Source organism: Labrenzia sp. PHM005 (assembly GCF_006517275.1).
GTDB lineage: Bacteria > Pseudomonadota > Alphaproteobacteria > Rhizobiales > Stappiaceae > Roseibium.
Map to the genome: position 1 here is coordinate 1,811,969 of NZ_CP041191.1, position 17,529 is coordinate 1,829,497.

General features: G+C 55.9%; 16 protein-coding genes. 9 read left to right on the forward strand and 7 right to left on the reverse strand.

Features of this window, described 5'->3' with window-relative positions; genetic code table 11:
* The first annotated feature begins 1 nt into the window (after window position 1).
* The 7 genes from FJ695_RS08200 to FJ695_RS08230 all read left to right on the forward strand — a co-directional run bounded on the left by FJ695_RS08200 (window position 2) and on the right by FJ695_RS08230 (window position 7,535).
* The gene (locus tag FJ695_RS08200; protein ID WP_141184976.1) at window positions 2–1,093 is read left to right on the forward strand and encodes an ABC transporter ATP-binding protein; all 1,092 of its coding nucleotides are present in this window, start codon (window positions 2–4) and stop codon (window positions 1,091–1,093) included.
* Window positions 1,094–1,432: 339 nt separating this feature from the next.
* Complete coding sequence (locus FJ695_RS08205; RefSeq protein ID WP_141184977.1) at window positions 1,433–2,224, forward strand: DeoR/GlpR family DNA-binding transcription regulator; 792 nt, start codon at window positions 1,433–1,435, stop codon at window positions 2,222–2,224.
* Entirely contained in the window at window positions 2,221–3,291 is a 1,071-nt protein-coding gene (locus FJ695_RS08210; RefSeq protein WP_141184978.1) for an ABC transporter ATP-binding protein, read from the forward strand. Before FJ695_RS08205 ends, FJ695_RS08210 begins: the two co-directional genes overlap by 4 nt.
* 82 nt (window positions 3,292–3,373) lie before the next feature.
* Window positions 3,374–4,657, forward strand: a complete 1,284-nt coding sequence (locus tag FJ695_RS08215) for an ABC transporter substrate-binding protein (RefSeq protein ID WP_141184979.1) — start codon at window positions 3,374–3,376, stop codon at window positions 4,655–4,657.
* A 106-nt stretch (window positions 4,658–4,763) separates the two neighbouring features.
* Window positions 4,764–5,651, forward strand: a complete 888-nt coding sequence (locus FJ695_RS08220; protein WP_141184980.1) for a carbohydrate ABC transporter permease — start codon at window positions 4,764–4,766, stop codon at window positions 5,649–5,651.
* Entirely contained in the window at window positions 5,648–6,469 is an 822-nt protein-coding gene (locus tag FJ695_RS08225) for a carbohydrate ABC transporter permease (RefSeq protein WP_141184981.1), read from the forward strand. The genes FJ695_RS08220 and FJ695_RS08225 overlap by 4 nt, the downstream gene beginning before the upstream one ends.
* 157 nt (window positions 6,470–6,626) lie before the next feature.
* Window positions 6,627–7,535, forward strand: coding sequence for a sugar kinase (locus tag FJ695_RS08230; RefSeq protein ID WP_141184982.1), 909 nt, complete (start codon window positions 6,627–6,629; stop codon window positions 7,533–7,535).
* A gap of 57 nt (window positions 7,536–7,592) precedes the next feature.
* Here the strand turns inward: FJ695_RS08230 and FJ695_RS08235 are convergent, their stop codons facing one another.
* The 7 genes from FJ695_RS08235 to FJ695_RS08260 form a co-directional block, all read right to left on the reverse strand.
* Complete coding sequence (locus FJ695_RS08235) at window positions 7,593–8,543, reverse strand: SH3 domain-containing protein (protein WP_141184983.1); 951 nt, start codon at window positions 8,541–8,543, stop codon at window positions 7,593–7,595.
* A 226-nt stretch (window positions 8,544–8,769) separates the two neighbouring features.
* Window positions 8,770–9,591, reverse strand: a complete 822-nt coding sequence (iolB, locus tag FJ695_RS08240) for a 5-deoxy-glucuronate isomerase (RefSeq protein ID WP_141184984.1) — start codon at window positions 9,589–9,591, stop codon at window positions 8,770–8,772.
* Entirely contained in the window at window positions 9,588–10,484 is an 897-nt protein-coding gene (iolE, locus tag FJ695_RS08245; protein WP_141184985.1) for a myo-inosose-2 dehydratase, read from the reverse strand. Before iolE ends, iolB begins: the two co-directional genes overlap by 4 nt.
* A gap of 18 nt (window positions 10,485–10,502) precedes the next feature.
* A complete protein-coding gene (gene iolD, locus FJ695_RS08250) occupies window positions 10,503–12,347 on the reverse strand; it encodes a 3D-(3,5/4)-trihydroxycyclohexane-1,2-dione acylhydrolase (decyclizing) (RefSeq protein ID WP_141184986.1) in 1,845 nt (614 codons plus the stop codon).
* On the reverse strand, window positions 12,344–14,326 hold the full coding sequence (gene iolC / locus FJ695_RS08255; RefSeq protein WP_141184987.1) for a 5-dehydro-2-deoxygluconokinase: 1,983 nt from the start codon (window positions 14,324–14,326) through the stop codon (window positions 12,344–12,346). Before iolC ends, iolD begins: the two co-directional genes overlap by 4 nt.
* Entirely contained in the window at window positions 14,277–14,498 is a 222-nt protein-coding gene (locus FJ695_RS27970) for a hypothetical protein (RefSeq protein ID WP_168206297.1), read from the reverse strand. Before FJ695_RS27970 ends, iolC begins: the two co-directional genes overlap by 50 nt.
* Before the next feature lie 183 nt (window positions 14,499–14,681).
* A complete protein-coding gene (locus FJ695_RS08260) occupies window positions 14,682–15,530 on the reverse strand; it encodes a MurR/RpiR family transcriptional regulator (protein ID WP_141184988.1) in 849 nt (282 codons plus the stop codon).
* A gap of 117 nt (window positions 15,531–15,647) precedes the next feature.
* On the opposite strand from FJ695_RS08260, the gene iolG reads away from it, so the two are divergent.
* Both iolG and FJ695_RS08270 read left to right on the forward strand, forming a co-directional pair.
* Window positions 15,648–16,649: an inositol 2-dehydrogenase gene (gene iolG / locus FJ695_RS08265; RefSeq protein WP_141184989.1), complete on the forward strand. Its 1,002-nt coding sequence runs from the start codon at window positions 15,648–15,650 to the stop codon at window positions 16,647–16,649.
* 195 nt (window positions 16,650–16,844) lie between these two features.
* Window positions 16,845–17,516 carry a DsbA family oxidoreductase gene (locus FJ695_RS08270; protein WP_141184990.1) on the forward strand — a complete coding sequence of 224 codons (672 nt, stop codon included), beginning with the start codon at window positions 16,845–16,847 and terminating at the stop codon, window positions 17,514–17,516.
* Window positions 17,517–17,529 lie beyond the last annotated feature (13 nt).

The window sequence follows — 17,529 nt, forward strand, 5'->3', positions numbered from 1 at the left end:
AATGACCTCACTATCCCTAAAAGGCGCTAGCAAGTCCTACGGTCCGGTCGAAGTTCTCAAAGACATCAATCTGGAGATTGATAAGGGCGAACTGATCGTATTTGTCGGCCCGTCCGGCTGCGGCAAATCCACTTTGTTGCGCATGATCGCAGGCCTTGAAAAAATTACAGGCGGCACCCTGGAAATTGATGGAGCAGTCGTCAACGATATCCCGCCGGCACAACGCGGCATTGCCATGGTGTTTCAGTCATATGCGCTTTATCCGCACATGACGGTCTACGACAACATGGCCTTTGCTTTAAAACTGACCGGTCATTCGCGGCAGGAAATAGATGATGCTGTGCGCTCCGCTGCCGAAACACTGCAGTTGACCCAATATCTCGATCGCTTACCCAAAGCGCTTTCTGGCGGGCAGCGCCAGCGTGTGGCCATCGGCCGGGCCATCGTCCGCGACCCGAAAGTGTTTCTGTTCGATGAGCCGCTGTCCAATCTTGATGCCGCCTTGCGCGTCGCGACCAGGATTGAGATTGCCCAGCTGAAGGAAAGCATGCCGGACAGCACGATGATCTACGTCACGCATGATCAGGTCGAGGCAATGACGCTGGCCAGCCGGATCGTGGTGCTGCATGGCGGCATTGTTGAGCAATTCGGTAAACCGCTGGACCTGTATGAGCGTCCGGCCAACACTTTTGTCGCCCAGTTCATCGGATCTCCGGCGATGAATATGGTTGATGCGAAAGTAACGGCGACAGGGGCGGTCACGTCCGTTCACACTTCGGATGATGGCCATGCAGACGTGCCGATTTCATCTGTAGATTCCGATCAGGGCGCCGCAGTCAAACTTGGCGTCCGACCGGAGGACCTGACATTGACCAAAGGTGATGATTTCCTGGTTTCGGCTGAAGTCGAAATTGTGGAAGCGCTCGGGGAATCGACGGTGCTCTATTTCAAGCCACGCGAAGGCCATGACGCCTTTATCGCCAAACTTCCGGGAATTCATACCATTGCCAAAGGCACGACCTTGCGCATGACCGCAGCGCCGGAAAAACTGCATTTGTTTGACAACGGTGGCAGATCGTTTCTCTACCGGTGAGGCTTTTGTTTGTAGAGGCAATTGACCTGAAACCGCAGTTGTCATTAGGCGCCTGCAGTGCGATCGCGTTTCTTGAAACCGGTCTTGCAAGCTCGTCCCATCCAGCCTAAACCGACCTAGAAAATGGCTTGGGTCGCCCCTTTTTGAGCCGTTTCTGCAGCAATTTCATCAAAAACAACTTGTCTAAACTGTCATATCATTTTCATATGAACGTCTAATAAGGTTCATATGAAAATGGTTGATTGTGCTCCACAGCCACCTCGCCGGTGTGTCCGCGGTTCACAAAACCTGATGCGGCCAAATTGGTAAAGGCGGCCGCAGGAATTTCGGGTGCATCAAATGCTTGGGCAAGTTGACATAACAAAACGGCAGGCGGAAATCGCCGATCTGGTTCAAAAGGCCGGATTTGCTTCTGTTGAGGAATTGGCAGAGCGGTTTGATGTGACCACGCAGACAATCCGGCGCGATGTGAACGGACTGTGCGAGCTCGGCATCCTCCGGCGCACCCATGGCGGTGTAGAACCTCCGGCACGTGCCGCCAACATCCACTATTCCACCAGGCAGATCCTGAACCTTCCCGGCAAGCAGGAAATCGCCAGGATGGTGGCGTCTCAAGTAGAAAACAATCAGTCGCTTGCCTTCTCAATCGGTACCACGCCCGAAATCGTCATGCAGGCGCTGACGTCCCATGAAAACCTGGCGGTCTTCACCAACAACCTCAATGTGGCCTTCAGTGCGTCCAGCAATGCGTCATTCCAGGTGACCATCGCCGGTGGGCGCCTGCGGTATGGGGACCGCGACGTGCTGGGCTCAGCTGCACAAGCGTTTTTTGCCAACTACAAGGTCGATATCGGCATCTTTGGGGTGGCCGGTGTCGATGAAGATGGCACTCTGCTCGATTTCCATGAAGACGAAGTGGCAGCCCGCCAGGCAATTCTCGCCAATTGCCGGACCTCCTACCTCGTGCTTGATCACAGCAAGTTCGGCCGTAGTGCCCATGTACGCGGCGGGCATCTGAGTGATGTCTCTAAGATCTTTACTGACAAGCCGGTGCCAGAGCCCTATCTGGATTGCCTGAAAGGCGCACAGACCATCGTTCATGTCCCGGAATACGGGAGTGCCGATCAATGACCGGTAACATGCTCTCCAATGCTGGGAAGCCGATCGTCCTGGAGAGCGTCAGCCGCTCTTGGGGCGAGACGATTGCCGTGGATGATCTGAGCATTGCCATGCCCGAGGGCTCGTTTACTGCTTTGCTTGGACCGTCCGGCTGCGGCAAGTCCACCACCTTGCGCATGATTGCCGGGCTGGAAATCGTGTCCTCGGGCCGGATCCAAATCGGCGGCAAGGATGTCACCGATATGCCGTCGTCCAAACGCGACTTGTCTATGGTGTTTCAGTCCTACGCCTTGTTTCCGCATTTGTCGGTTGCAGAAAATATCATCTTCGGTTTGAAGGTGCGCCGGGTTGCACGAGCTGAAAGGGATGAGAGGCTGCGCAAGGTGGCGGACCTTTTGGGGCTGTCTCAACTTCTTGAGCGCAAGCCAGGTCAATTGTCGGGTGGCCAGCAGCAGCGGGTTGCGCTGGGCCGGGCGATCATCGGTGAAAAACCGATCTGTCTGATGGATGAGCCGCTCTCCAATCTTGACGCCAAGCTGCGCCATGAAATGCGGGTCGAAATCCGGGCGCTGCAGCAGCAACTCGGTTTCACGATGGTCTATGTTACCCACGATCAGGTCGAAGCGATCACAATGGCCGATCAAGTGGTGCTTTTGAACCAAGGACAGCTGGTTCAGGCGGCTGATCCGCGGACGCTCTACGATCAGCCGGCAACGCCGTTTGCCGCCCGGTTTATCGGCACCCCGCCAATGAACCTGTTCCCTGCAGCTGCCTTCCACAAATTGACAAATGCTCCAGAGCACAAACTCGGTGTCCGCCCGGAAGCCATGCGCAGGCAGTCCGGCGGCCCGCTGGAAGCGACAATCCGCACCGTCGAATACCTCGGCGCCGATATTCTGGCCGATTGCATTGTCGCTGACACATCTTTCCAGGTTCGCCTGAAGACTGCAGACCCAGTCGAACCCGGACACTCCATAGAACTCGGATTTGAACCGGACGCGCTGCATATCTTCGATGCGCAGTCCGGACAGCGCCGGGACGATCTTGTTTTTGAAATTGGAGCGCAATTGCACTCCTGACCAGCTACGTGGGCCCGCGTGGATGAACCGCCCTGTGCGGATGTTTGAACCCTAGGAAGTCATAGCCTTAGGAAGATATCTCATGTTGAAGTCCACCTTCCTCAAGGCCGTTGCTGCAACGGCCCTGACTGTCAGCACTTGGGCATCCGCTCACGCTGTTGATCTGCAATTTTATTTCCCGGTTGCGGTTGGCGGTAAAGCTGCCGACACCATCCAGGAACTGACCGCGGAATATGTCGCGCAGAACCCGGATGTCAAAATCGACGCGGTTTATGCCGGGTCCTACCAGGACACCGTTGCCAAGGCGATCACCGCTTCGCGTGGCGGTAACCCGCCGCAGCTTTCCGTGATCCTGTCTGTCGACATGTACACGCTGATCGACGAAGATCTGGTAATCCCGTTCGACGACTATCTGACGTCTGATGAAGACAAGACGTGGCTCGACGGCTTCTACCCGGCTTTCATGGAAAACAGCCAGACCGGCGGCAAGACCTACGGCATTCCATTCCAGCGCTCCACTCCGGTTCTCTACTGGAACAAGGAAGCCTTCAAGGAAGCAGGCCTTGACCCGGAAGTCGCTCCGGCGAATTGGGACGAGATGGTCGAATTCGGTAAGAAGCTGACCAAAAAAGATGCTTCCGGTAATGCGACCCAGTGGGGCGTACGTATTCCGTCTTCCGGTTTCCCGTACTGGCTCTTCCAGGGACTGGCGATCGCCAATGGCGCTGAGCTGGTGAATGCGGAAGGCAACAAAACCAATTTCGATGACCCGAAGGTCGTTGAAGCGCTCCAGTACCTGGTTGACCTGAGCACCAAACACGAAGTGATGGCACCGGGCATCATCGAGTGGGGCGCAACGCCGAAGGCTTTCTTTGAAGGCCAGACTGCCATGATGTGGACCTCTACTGGCAACCTCACCAACGTGCGCACCAACGCGCCGTTTGACTTCGGTGTCGCCATGCTGCCGGCCAAAGCCTCCCGTGGTGCTCCAACAGGTGGTGGCAACTTCTACCTCTTCAAAGGCGCGTCTGAAGAGCAGACCAAAGCTGCTGTTGAATTCGTGAAGTGGATCACCGCTCCGGAACAGTCCGCCAAGTGGACCATCGCAACCGGTTATGTTGCGCCGCGCGCTGAGACTTGGGACACCGAAACGATGAAGGCCTATACCGCCGACTTCGCTCCGGCCCTGGTTGCCCGAGACCAGCTCGAGTTCGCCAAGGCTGAGCTGTCGACCTACCAGAACCAGCGTGTCACCGGCATCTTCAATGATGCACTGGCGGCCGTTATCACTGGCAAAAAAGACGCTGAGACCGCTCTGAAAGAAGCTCAGGCACAAGCTGACGAGATCCTGGCGGAATACCGCTAAGGAGGGTCGGGAAGCAGCGCGCCGGACCACGGCCGGGTGCGCTGCTTCTCATTTTTTTTACTCCCTTTTTCAGTTTGAACCTGAAAACTCTTTGATTGTGATGCGCATGCAGACCTTACGAGTGAAACGCGACTGGATGTACGGTTGGCTGTTGTTGCTGCCGGCGATGGTGTTTCTATTCGCCTTTACGCATATCCCGGCCGTGACAACGCTTTTAAACAGCTTGTTTTCGACGCCGCGCGGCCGCCGCCCGGCCAAATTTATCGGCCTCGATAACTACGAGCGCATGTTCAATGACGCGGTGTTCTGGAAGGTTTTGTGGAACAATCTGTGGTTTGCGCTCGGCACCATTCCGCTGTCCGTCGCGCTGGCGATTATCATGGCGCTTTGGGTGAATGACAAATTGGCTGGCCGCGGTTTTGTTCGCATGGCCTATTTCACACCAACCGTCCTGCCCCTGATTGCTGTTGCAAACATCTGGCTGTTTTTTTACACGCCCGGATTTGGCCTGTTTGACCAGATCACCGGTTTTCTATTCGGCTGGCCGGCGTCCAATTACCTCGGCAATCCGGACACCGCCCTCAATGCGATCATTGTCGTGACAGTCTGGAAAGAGGCCGGGTTCTTCATGATCTTCTATCTGGCGGCGCTGCAGGCCATTCCGATTTCCTTAAAGGAAGCAGCACAGATCGAAGGTGCCGGGCGCTGGACGGTCTTTTGGCGGATCACGTTCCCGCTGCTCATGCCAACAACCTTGTTTGTTTGCGTCAATGCGGTGATCAACTCCTTCCGGCTAGTTGATCACATCTTCATCCTGACGGATGGCGGTCCGGACAATGCGTCTGCACTGCTGCTCTTTTATATCTACGAAGTCGCCTTCCGCTTTTGGGAAACCGCCTATGGCGCAACATTGACAGTCGCGCTGCTGGTGCTCTTGTCCCTGCTTGCCATTGGCCAGTTCTTCTTCTTCGACCGTAAGGTGCACTACAAATGACCGGCGCCACCGATATGTTTGACCGCTTCTTGAACACGTTTGCGGCCTGGGCGCTGGCATTGCTCTGGATCCTGCCGCTGGCTTATGCGGTCTGGACGGCAGTTCATCCAGCAGCCTATGAAGCCCGGTTTGAGCTATTTGCCCCGTTGACGCTCGACAACTTTGGCAAGGCTTGGGAAGCCGCTCCCTTTGCACGCTATTTTCTGAACACCTTCATCTTGGTGACGATGATCTTGGCCGGGCAGTTTTTCCTCTGCACGCTGGCGGCCTTTGCCTTTGCCCGGTTTGAATTCCCAGGCCGGAGCATCTTGTTCACCCTGGTGCTCTTACAGCTCTTGGTGATGCCGGACATTTTGATGGTCGAGAACTACCAGACCATGCGTTTGCTCAATCTGGTCGATACCATTCCAGCAATTGCTCTGCCATACATCGCGTCAGGCTTTGGGATCTTCTTGCTGCGCCAGACCTTCATGACAATTCCGAAAGAACTGGATGAAGCCGCCCGCGTTGAAGGGGCGTCCGTCTTGGGAGTTCTCTGGAAGGTCTATATACCACTGGCAAAGCCGACTTACCTTGCCTACGGCTTGGTGTCTGTCAGCCACCACTGGAACAATTTCCTGTGGCCTTTAATTGTCACCAATTCCGTTGACACGCGGCCGGTGACTGTGGGTCTCAGTATCTTTTCTGCGATCGACAGCGGCATCGAATGGTCGGTGATCAACGCGGCGACGCTGATGACCTCAGGTCCATTGTTGGTTGCGTTTTTGTTGTTCCAGCGCCAATTCGTTCAAAGTTTTATGCGCGCCGGAATCAAGTGAATTCCAAGGTTTCTATTGGTGTTTGAGCCTTTGCAAGCCAATTGGGAGAACTCATAAAGATCCTCCCTCTTTCCAGTATATGGGTTTTATGCTAATGGATTTAAATCGCAGATTTCTGCGATTTTTTTATATGTAAGACCGTCTTGAGGAGAGTTTCGTGCCGTCAACATTTCTGGCGATTGGTGAGTGTATGGTGGAAATGGCGCCGACCGGCGAGGGCACATTTAAGATGGGCTTTGCCGGCGATACGCTGAATACGGCCTGGTATGTACGCAAGGCTTTAGGCCAGGACTGGGCAGTTGCCTATTACACCGGCGTCGGCATGGATCAGGTGTCCCGGCAGATGACCGATTTCCTGAATGAAGCAGGAATCGAGACCGGTTATATTCGCGAACTTCAAGACCGTACGGTTGGTCTCTACATGATCCAGCTGAAAGACGGCGAACGCAGCTTCGCTTATTGGCGTTCTCAGTCGGCTGCGCGCTGTTTGGCGGACGATCCCGCGGTTTTATCTGCGGCAATGGACAACGCCGGTTTGATCTATTTCAGCGGCATCACCCTCGCGATTCTGTCTCCTGAAGGACGGCAGGCGTTCTTCCAGGCGCTGAAATCCGCGCGGCAAAAAGGTGCCAAGGCGGCTTTCGATCCCAACCTGCGGCCGAGGCTGTGGGAGGATGCTGAAACAATGCGGAGCTGTGTGACGGAGGCAGCAGGCCTGTGTGACTTCGTCATGCCGTCTTTTGAAGATGAAGAGGCCTATTTTGGCGATGCGACGCCGTCGATCAGTGCAGACCGGTATCTTGCCGCAGGCGCGGAAATGGTTGTTGTGAAAAACGGCCCGCAGGAGGTGATCGTTGCAACCGCCTCGGATCGACATGCCTTCAGTCCGGCCCCTGTCAGCAATGTGGTTGATACGACTGCCGCTGGTGACAGCTTCAATGCAGGTTTTCTCGCAGAATATCTGGTGACCATGAGTGTGACTGCCAGTGTAGCTGCCGGTGCGCGTTTGGCCGGTACGGTCATCCAGCACCGCGGGGCTTTGGTCGACTGCCTAGAACCGGCATGATCTAAAAGAGAGTTTTTCGAAACAAAAAGGGCACCAGCTGGTGCCCTTTCGCCGTTCTTACTGTTTGGACGTGATTTTCGCCATTTCTGCCATCGGGCCATTGCCGATACCGAACAGAATGCGATTGTTTCTTAAATCCAGCTTGACCGAAACGTTCCGGCTGCGGTCGAGCAAAAAGACAGAGTGCTGGTCGCGATTGGTTTCCTGGTATCCATACTGAACGGCCCCATTCGGTCCGGTTTGATGCCAGCGGCCATTGGTCTTCATGATAAACCTGCCGCCTGGATAACCCGCACGGGACAGTGTGAAGCCGTTCGTTCCGGTTGTTGGGCCGCCGATCCCTGGATTTTTGATGAGGTTCGGGTTGGCCGCCATATTAACGATGTCGTAGATCGGCGTGTTGGGGGCGCTGGCGAGACCAATCAAGATTTTCCTGCGGTGTAGGTCCAGCTGGATCGACACATTGCGGGACGCATCATGAAGATAGACGGACCACTGGTCGCGCGACTTTTCGATAAAGGTATAGCGGACCCGGCCGCGCGGTCCGGTTTCATGCCATTCGCGATAACCGACCTGTTTGAAAACACCACCCGGATAACTCACGCTGGCGACATTTTTGCCCGTCACATTCGGATCTCCGACAATTGTTAAACCATTGCCGGGACCTGGGGCCGGATTGACCTGACCGAGATTAGGGCAGGTTTTGTAAATCGTCGGATAAGGGCGCTGTGAGCACATCAGCCCGCCCCACTGGAAGCCGGTGCGGCCATTCCGGTAGCGGATTTGAAACCACTCATAGCCGTCCATCATCACGCCCGTGGCCCCAACAATCTGAATTCTGTCGCCATCCCGCAGGCTGCCAATCTGACCGTATTGCAGTCCAGGGCCGGCGCGGACCTTGCCGCCATAAGAAATACCTTGTTGGGGAAATGCATTTTGCGCCGAAGCGGTCGCAACTGGGCCATAAAGAACCACACTCATCAAAAACATAAAGAACAGGCGGTACATAAGGGCTCCTTTCAAAAATACAGCTTCCGGCAAACTGTTCGTCACCTTGAAAAAGTAGTCTCAGAAATTGCTACGCTATTTTCGCTGAACTGAAAATGAACGTTCCTGTTAGATTTATTAATGGGCCGGAGAATGGTTTCTTGAATCCAGTTTTTCCGAAAGTCTAGCTCTAGAAACGAAAAAGAGCGCCGGTGGCGCTCTTATAACGTCAGGGGTGTCTTATTGATCAATCGGCGTCCCGCTGGGCGATCCAGTCGTGGTCCGGATGGTTTTGGAAGCGCCATTTGCGCATCGGACCGGCCATGACGTTCAGATAATACATCTCGTAGCCATAAGGGGCACCGCAGGGGTGGTGGCCTTTTGGAACCAGCACTACATCATGGCTTTCGACCGACATCGTCTCATCAAGCGAGCCGTCTTCGGTAAACACCCGTTGATGGCCATATCCCTGCTCCGGATTGAGACGGTGATAGTAAGTCTCTTCCAGATAGGTCATCTCCGGATAGTTGTCTTCATCGTGCCGGTGCGGCGGATAGGACGACCAGTTGCCAGCTGGTGTGAAAACTTCCGTAACCAGAAGGCTGTCAGCCACATCGCTGTCTTCCATCGCAATTGGATAGATGTAGCGTGTGTTGGCGCCTTTGCCCCGGGTGACCTTTTCCGGCTTCGGCAAGACGCGGGCTGTGTGTCCGCCATGTCCGGGCGCTGTGCACACACCAATGGTGCAGTCGGTCGCTGCGGTCGCCGACCAAGTGCTGCCGTTCGGAACATAAACACTGTGCGGAGCGATTTGTTCGAACACGTTCATGCGCTCGCCCTGAATGCCAAAGCTCTCGCCGTCTGCCGAGATTTCCGCTTTGCCCTCGACCATGACCAGAATGATCTCGCGGTCGCTGGCTTCTTCAGAAATCGCATCCCCTGCCTTCAGGCGATGGAGGGCAAAGCCGACGTAGTTCCAATCCGGAGACTTAGCCGTCTTAGCATTGGCGACGGTGATATCGTGCACCTTGCCTGTCGTGCCTGAAGGTTTGACGAGAAGGTCGCTCATGTCAGGTCAATGTCCTGTGCAATGGATTTCAAGGTTTTCAGGCCGAGGCTCTGATAGGTGAAGGGATCTCGGATTTCCGGATCCTGTTCCGCTTCGATCACGATCCAGCCGCTGTAGTGCTTGTCTTTTAGCACTTTTAGAAGTGGCGCGAAATCAATCCCGCCTTCGTCGTCGCCTGGCACGGTGAAGACACCGGCCCGCACGCCGTCCATGAACGAAAGACCTTTTTCGCGAACGTCCGCCATGACCGCCGGACGGACGTTCTTTGCATGCACATGCCGGATGCGATTGGCGTAGGTTTCAAGCGCAGGCTGAGGATCGCCGCCGAGAGAACCGAAGTAATAATGACCGGCATCAAAAAGCAGTTTTGTTGCCGGGCCGGTCGCGGCCATAAAGGCGTTCAGTTCTTCCGGCGTTTCGACGACTGTTCCAATGTGATGATGGTAGACCAGATCTATGCCTTGCTCGGCGCAGAAGGCGGCGAGCTCTTCAACCTTGGCGCAGAAGGCGGTCATTTGATCCCTGCTCAAAACCGCTTTTTCCGACAGCGGCTTATGGTCGCCCTGGATCGAGTTTGACGTCTCGCAGACGATACAGACCGAACAGCCATTGTGCTTGAGCTTGTTGAGATGCGGTTGGATGGCTTCCTTTTCCGCCGCAACGCTATGGGTAAGAAGGTTCAGCGAATACCAGCCGGAGATGAACTTCAGCCCGTGGCTGCCAAGAAGTGTCTTCAGTTCTTCCTTGTCGTCCGGCCAGCGGTGGCCGTTTTCAATGCCGTCAAAGCCGATTTCCGCGGCGTCGGACAGGATTTGGTCTGTTGGAATATGGGTGCCGAGCGTCTGGTCGTCATCATTTGCCCAGGCGATCGGGTTGGTTCCGTAAAGGATCATGGTTTGTGTCCAGAAATGTTAGTCGGCGGCGCGCTGGTGCTGGAGCGCGGCCAGATAGTTTTGGCGGGCCTGATTGACTTCGGAGCGGCCGGAGACTTCCGGAACCGCGACATCCCACCAGTGGCCGCCAGCTTCTGTTGACGGCAGCGGATCGGTGTCGATGACAATCACATGGGTTTTTTCCGAAGCTCTCGCCCGGCCCATGGCTGCTTCCAACTCGTCAAGGCTGCCGACCTTTTCGGACATTGCCCCCATGGAGCCGGCGTGTGCGGCGAAATCGATATTGCTCGGGACTGCATGCCGGGCGGTGTCCAGGAGATTGTTGAAGCTTTTGCCGCCGGTTCCCATCTGCAGCCGGTTGATGCAACCGAAGCCGCGGTTGTCGAGCAGGACGACGATGATCTTGTGGCCGAGCATGACGGATGTCGCGAGCTCGGAGTTCATCATCATGTAAGAGCCGTCGCCGACCATGACGACGACTTCGCGCTCCGGCAGTGCCATCTTGGCGCCAAGCCCACCTGCCACTTCATAGCCCATGCAGGAAAAGCCGTATTCCATATGATAGCCATTCGGCAGTACGGGCTTCCAGAGTTTGTGCAATTCGCCCGGCAGGCCGCCGGCTGCGCACAACATCACGGTATTTTCATCTGTTGAGCGCTGGACAGCACCAATCACCTGCGCATCGGTCGGCAGGGCATTGCCCTCCGGTTTTGCGGTGACCGCATCAACATCCTTGAGCCAGCTTTCTTTCAACGCCGGATCGACCGCTGAGAATTTCTGATTGTCGAGCCCGGCAGAAAGGGCTTCCAAGGCAACCTTGGCATCGGCGACAATCGGCAACGCGTTGTGTTTGACGCTGTCGTAGGAAGCAATGTTGATGGCCAGGATTTTCCGGTCCGGATTCTTGAACAGAGCCCAGGAGCCTGTTGTGAAATCCTGAAAGCGGGTGCCGACCCCAATCACCAGATCAGCCTCTTCCGCCAAAGCATTCGCGCTGGAAGCGCCCGTGACCCCGATGGATCCCATGTTCAGTGGATGATCCCAGGCGAGCGCGGATTTTCCGGCCTGTGTTTCCGCAACAGGGATCTGATGCGTCTCGGCAAAGGTTCTCAGCGTGTCACAGGCCTCGGCGTAATGGACACCGCCTCCGGCGATGATCAGCGGGTTTTTCGCTGATCGGATCGCCTCGATAGCCTCGGCCAACTGTGTGCTGTCCGGCTGCGGGCGGCGGCGGCGCCAGACCTTTCCGGCAAAGAAACTCTCCGGATAGTCGAAGGCTTCGGCTTGAACGTCCTGGCAGAAGGCCAGTGTAACCGGGCCGCAACGTTCTGGGTCAGTCAATGTCTGAAGCGCGCGGGGCAGCGCTGTTAGCAGCTGTTCAGGCCGCGTGATGCGGTCAAAATACCGACTTACCGGCTTGAAGCAATCATTGGCGGAGACGGTGCCGTCATCGAAATCTTCGATCTGTTGCAAAACAGGATCTGGAGCCCGGTTGGCAAAAACATCGCCGGGAATGAGCAGGACCGGCAATCGGTTCACATGCGCGAGCGCTGCGGCGGTCACAATATTGGTCGCGCCCGGACCTATGGATGTGGTCACCGCCATCGCCTGTTTGCGGTTCTTTGCCTTGGCAAAGGCGATCGCTGCATGGGCCATGCTCTGTTCGTTGTGGCCGCGCCAGGTTGGGAAGGCGTCGCCTGCCGCTTCCAGGGCTTCACCGAGCCCGGCGACATTGCCATGGCCGAAGATCGCCCAGCAGCCGGGAATAACCGGGGCGCCATCTTCGTTCTTTTGCGCAATCAGATAGCGCACGAGCGCTTGGGCGGCGGTCAGGCGCACGGTATTTTGCTGGGAGGAGCTCATTCGGAGTGTTCCTGATGGTGTGATGTCTGGGCATTGGCCCGAGCTGTGTCCCACAATTGGCACAAGCGTTCAAACCGGGCCTTCATGTCCGCAATGGCTTGGTCGTTTGTCATCTCGCCAGCGAGCCATTTCCGCGCCGCGTCAGCGAAGATTGTCCGGCCCACGGCAAACCCTTTGACCAGATCAAATTGCGCAGCTTCTGTAAAACTCGCAGCCAGCTGGTCTTCCGGGGCATCCAGGCCGAGCACGACAATGCCACGGGTGTTTGGATCGTTGCGCGTGATGGCGTCACAAACGTTCGACCAGGCTGCGCGGGAGGTCATCGGTTCCAGCTTCCACCAGTCCGGATAGATGCCAAGATCGTAGACACGTTGGATGATTTCGGACGTTGTCTCATCATCAACGGGGCCAACTTTGGACGGAATGACCTCCAGCAGCATTTCAAGGCCGTTGCGGCGGCAGGCAGCAAAGAGCCGTGTCAAAACGTCTTCCTGCTGCGCCTTCATCTCCAGACTGTCGTTTGGATGATAGAAGCACAGGACCTTGACGACATGTTCGGTAGGCCACTCGACCAGGCCGCCGAAATCCGCACCGATTTCAGGTTCCAGGGCCAATGGCCGGGAGGCAGGCCATTCCACAGGATGTCCGATCCATAGTCCGGTTCCGGCAGCCTGATAGAGGGCGTCGCGGCCAAGACGGCTATCGCATAAGATGCCATACCCGGATTTTCCGTTTGCAACTTTCACAGCAGCGTCAAGACACAGCTTTTTAAAGAAGCCAATATGATCATGGCTAACCCCGGCCGCATCCGCCATTTGCTCAATCTGGATGCGGTGGTCGAAGGCAAACACCCGCATGGTTGACCAGTCGCCGCCATGAGCGGTGTGGCGGTTGCTCGACCAGTGGATTTGCTCAAGTTGCCGATCTTTGCGCAGCGCCTTTTCTTTGACGCCGCAATCTAAGAAAAACTGCAGTTCCTCCCAGCTCGGGTAAGCTGGGGTGCAGCCGTGCCGCGAGACGGCAAAGGCACCGCAGGCATTGGCATAGGTCAGGCTTGTCACCCAGTCTTCGCCGGTAATCCAGCCGCGCAGCAAGCCGGACATGAAACCGTCACCAGCGCCCAGGACATTAAACACCTCAACCTGGAAGCCCGGGCCGGAAATCCCGTCATCCAAGCTGTCTGGAATTGCGCCTTCAAAGGCGCTAGCCCCCATTGGGCCGCGTTTGCAGACAAGAGTGGCACCGGAAACCTTACGCACATTGCGGAGCGCTTCGAGAGTGTCTGTTGAACCGCCGGCAATGTGAAACTCTTCTTCCGTTCCCACAATGAGATCGAACAGATGCAGTGTGGATTGGAGTTTCGCAGTGACTTTTGCAGAGGCGATGAAGCGGTTTTCGCCGTCACCATGGCCGGAGAGGTCCCAAAGGTTCGGCCGGTAATCGATGTCGAGTGCCGTGCGGCCACCGCTGTCCTTTGCCAGTCTCAAGGCTTTGAGAACTGCGGCTTCCGTGTGCGGGTGGCTGAGATGTGTTCCTGTGGCAACGACGGATTTGGAGGAGGCGATGAAGTCCGGGTCGATGTCATCTTCGCAAAGCGCCATATCAGCGCAGTTTTCACGGTAGAAGATCAGTGGGAATTGTTCCTGATCCCGGATCCCGAGGAGAACCAGCGCGGTGAGTCGTTCGGGATCAGTGACCACACCGGATGTGTCGACACCGTGGCGGGCCAGTTCTTCGCGGATGAAGCGGCCCATATGTTCATCGCCAACCCGGGTAATCAGGCCGGATTTCAATCCTAAGCGGGCGGTGCCGGCCGCCATATTGGTTGGAGAGCCGCCAATGTACTTGTTGAAGGACGCCATGTCCTCGAGACGGCCGCCAACCTGCGCCCCGTATAAGTCGACCGACGAGCGGCCGATGGTGATGACATCAAGCTGTTTCACTTTTCTTTTCCGTTCTTGGGGACTTTGACCAGTCATAGCATTCGGTGTGTCCCGCCGGACGATCCATCCAGTCGGACCAGTTTCTGTCCAACGGCCTGAACATGTTGTCGGCTTGGCCAAGAGAGACAACAATAGTGCCGACAGCAAAAAGCGATGCGGTTGTTGCCTGTGCCCCAGCAATCAAGGTGCCATTCAAAAAGTTCTTCATGTGAATCCTGCCAAGATAGGAAGAAGTTTCCTGGTCGTGCGGATTAGAGATCAGTCTGAACCCGATTGATGTGTGTTCCTGCCCTTTGTCCGGTTGCAGGGAAGTGTCTGCCGTCACTGCCGCCGGTATATGAGATGAAATGGAATATAAATTCTATATTTAATTATGCGCAATGGAAATTTTCTAAAAAATGGAATCTGACTTCCGGCGGGTGCCGACGGAGACGGCCAAAGCGATGGCCAGCGACAGGCTCGCGGAGAGGGCGCGGAACGCACCAACGTCCAGTTCGGATACCAGGAGCTGTATGGCCTTCAGTTTGGCAAGCGGGCTGGTGACGACATCGGTAATCGCGACAATATCGGCGCCATTTGCACGGGCCTTGGAGACAAGGTCGAGGGTAAGTTGAGAATAGGGAGAGAAAGTCACGGCAATGACAGCATCATTCGGCCGGATCAAATGATCCATTTGGATGTTGGCGACACCAGAATGGAGAACGGCTGGAATTTCCATTTTTTCAAAGGCATAGGCCAGATAAGAGGTGACCGGAAAAGCGCGTCGGAATCCGACGATGTGAATGGTTTCCGCCCGTGTCAAAACGTCGACGGCCTGCTGCATCGCTGCCGGATCCACGGTTGCCATCAGGCTTTCCAATGAAGCGCGACCCACTTCAACAAATTCGGCAAGTAAAGCCGTTGGAGATTCCGCGCCGTGTTCACGTATGCGTGCCAAACGGGTGGGGTAATCCGGCCATTTCTGGGAATAATCGGTGCGGAAGAGCTTCTGCATTTGAGAAAAACCGCTGAACCCCATTTCCTGGCAAAAGCGCATGGCGGCGGACGGCTGGACCTCAGCTGCAGCTGCGAGTTCGGCGACTGTTGAAACGGCTACCCGATCCGGATTGGCAGCGATATAATCGGCAAATTGCTTCAGCCGTTTTGGTAAGCTATCTGCGCGCGCGCCCAAGCGGTTTAAAAAGGCGTCCACGGTGGCTGGGGCGGCTTCACCGGAAGTGGCGGCAGAGTTATCGGTCATATGTTGGCCTTTTCCATCTTGACACATTCCACTGAAAGTGATTTTGGAATTTTTATTCTAATTTGGCAACCCGCTGACAACCGTCTGCCGATCTTGCCGCTGCCTGGAGGACTACTCATGACCGTGAACATTGCCCTGTTGGGCGCGGGACGAATTGGTAAGGTGCATGCAAAGGCGGTGGCAGCGACCGAGGGAGCAGAACTGGTTGCTGTTGCCGACGCTTTTCCGGATGCGGCCCAGGCGCTGGCCAAATCCTCTGGAGCCCGGGTCAGCAGCATTGATGAGATTGCAGGTGCTGATGATGTTGATGCGGTTGTTATATGCACACCCACGGACACCCATGCGGATCTGATCGAACAGTTTGCGCGTGCCGGCAAGGCGATCTTTTGCGAAAAACCGATCGATCTCTCGCTTGAGCGGGTCAAGACCTGCCTTAAAACCGTTGAGGATGAGAACGGGACATTGATGCTTGGGTTTAACCGCCGGTTCGACCCACATTTCAAGGCGGTTCGCGCGGCGATTGATGCCGGTCAGATCGGTGATGTGGAAATGGTCGAGATCACGTCCCGGGATCCGGGCGCGCCACCGCCAGCCTATATTCAATCGTCCGGCGGAATTTTCCGTGACATGACCATTCATGATTTCGATATGGCCCGCTTTCTTCTCGGCGAAGAAGTCTCGACGGTCTATGCAGCGGCGTCGGTTTTGGTGGACCCGGAGATCGGCAAACTCGGGGACTATGACAGCGCGATGGTGGTGTTGACGACAGCATCAGGAAAACAATGCTCAATCTCCAACTCGCGCCGCGCCGCCTATGGTTATGACCAGCGGATCGAGGTCCATGGCTCCAAGGGGGCTGTTGCCGCTGAAAACCAGCGTCCAGTCTCCATCGAAGTGGCAACGGCCGACGGATATACCCGCCCGCCATTGCATGATTTTTTCATGACCCGATACACCGAGGCCTATGCTGCGGAGATCGCAGCCTTTGTTAAAGCGATTGGCGCCAATCAAGCACCGTCTCCCAACGGAGAAGACGGCCTCAAGGCACTGGCCTTGGCCGAAGCAGCCTTGAAATCCGTTGCCGAACGCCGGGCTGTCGGTATTGACGAAGTCCAATAGTGCTTGGCGGGAGGCCGGTTGATGGAAAATCCTGGCTTCAACGAACTCAAGGTGATCGAGGCCCACGAATTCCTGCGGGCAATTGCCAATTGAGGTGAAACCAGCAAGCGGGTTCAGCTGGGGTAAACTGATCGAAGGTGATTGCCGGAGCGGGATAAGCCACCATATTGTGGTGAAATTCATTAGGAGATCACAATGACCGACATGACCGACCTCGATATGGAAGAGGTGCTCCAAATCGACATCGTGTCCGATGTGGTCTGTCCTTGGTGCATCGTTGGCTTCAAGCAGCTGGAACAGGCGATCCAGCAGGTTGGGGTGACAGCGGCGATCAAATGGCACCCGTTTGAGCTCAACCCGGATATGGTCGAGGAAGGTGAGAACCTGCGTGAGCATATCATGCGGAAATACGGGTCGACCGCCGAGCAGTCACAATCGGCGCGAGACCGTTTGGCAGCGCTTGGTAGTGAGCTTGGATTTGAGTTCCGGTTTTCCGATGACAGCCGGATGGTCAATACCTTTAAAGCACACCAGCTCATTCACTGGGCCGGGCCGGAAGGCAAAGAACATCCGCTCAAGATGGCTTTGTTTGAAGCTTATTTTCGCGATGGCAAGGATCTGAACAACAATGAGGTTCTCGCCGATATTGCTGGCAGCATTGGCCTGGACTGGGATGAAGCTCTCAAGGTCCTGAACGAAAACCGGTTTGCCGAGGACATCCGCCAGGAAGAAGAGTTTTGGCGGCAGAACGGAATTCAGGGCGTGCCGGCCGTGATTTTTGACCGGCGCCATCTGATCACCGGTGCGCAAGGTGTCGACAATTACGCTTCGATCTTGAAGCAATTGGTTGAGGGGGAAGCGGCCTGAGCCGCGTCACCGT

Excerpts from the sequence above, each read along its gene's own strand:
- FJ695_RS08215 (WP_141184979.1), top strand. The coding sequence starts at position 3,374 with ATGTTGAAGTCCACCTTCCTCAAGGCCGTTGCTGCAACGGCCCTGACT.
- iolD (WP_141184986.1), bottom strand. The coding sequence starts at position 12,347 with ATGAGCTCCTCCCAGCAAAATACCGTGCGCCTGACCGCCGCCCAAGCG.
- iolC (WP_141184987.1), bottom strand. The coding sequence starts at position 14,326 with ATGACTGGTCAAAGTCCCCAAGAACGGAAAAGAAAAGTGAAACAGCTT.
- FJ695_RS08225 (WP_141184981.1), top strand. The coding sequence starts at position 5,648 with ATGACCGGCGCCACCGATATGTTTGACCGCTTCTTGAACACGTTTGCG.
- FJ695_RS08235 (WP_141184983.1), bottom strand. The coding sequence starts at position 8,543 with ATGTACCGCCTGTTCTTTATGTTTTTGATGAGTGTGGTTCTTTATGGC.
- FJ695_RS08200 (WP_141184976.1), top strand. The coding sequence starts at position 2 with ATGACCTCACTATCCCTAAAAGGCGCTAGCAAGTCCTACGGTCCGGTC.
- iolB (WP_141184984.1), bottom strand. The coding sequence starts at position 9,591 with ATGAGCGACCTTCTCGTCAAACCTTCAGGCACGACAGGCAAGGTGCAC.
- FJ695_RS08270 (WP_141184990.1), top strand. The coding sequence starts at position 16,845 with ATGACCGACATGACCGACCTCGATATGGAAGAGGTGCTCCAAATCGAC.
- FJ695_RS08210 (WP_141184978.1), top strand. The coding sequence starts at position 2,221 with ATGACCGGTAACATGCTCTCCAATGCTGGGAAGCCGATCGTCCTGGAG.
- FJ695_RS08220 (WP_141184980.1), top strand. The coding sequence starts at position 4,764 with ATGCAGACCTTACGAGTGAAACGCGACTGGATGTACGGTTGGCTGTTG.
- iolG (WP_141184989.1), top strand. The coding sequence starts at position 15,648 with ATGACCGTGAACATTGCCCTGTTGGGCGCGGGACGAATTGGTAAGGTG.
- iolE (WP_141184985.1), bottom strand. The coding sequence starts at position 10,484 with ATGATCCTTTACGGAACCAACCCGATCGCCTGGGCAAATGATGACGAC.
- FJ695_RS08205 (WP_141184977.1), top strand. The coding sequence starts at position 1,433 with ATGCTTGGGCAAGTTGACATAACAAAACGGCAGGCGGAAATCGCCGAT.
- FJ695_RS27970 (WP_168206297.1), bottom strand. The coding sequence starts at position 14,498 with ATGAAGAACTTTTTGAATGGCACCTTGATTGCTGGGGCACAGGCAACA.
- FJ695_RS08260 (WP_141184988.1), bottom strand. The coding sequence starts at position 15,530 with ATGACCGATAACTCTGCCGCCACTTCCGGTGAAGCCGCCCCAGCCACC.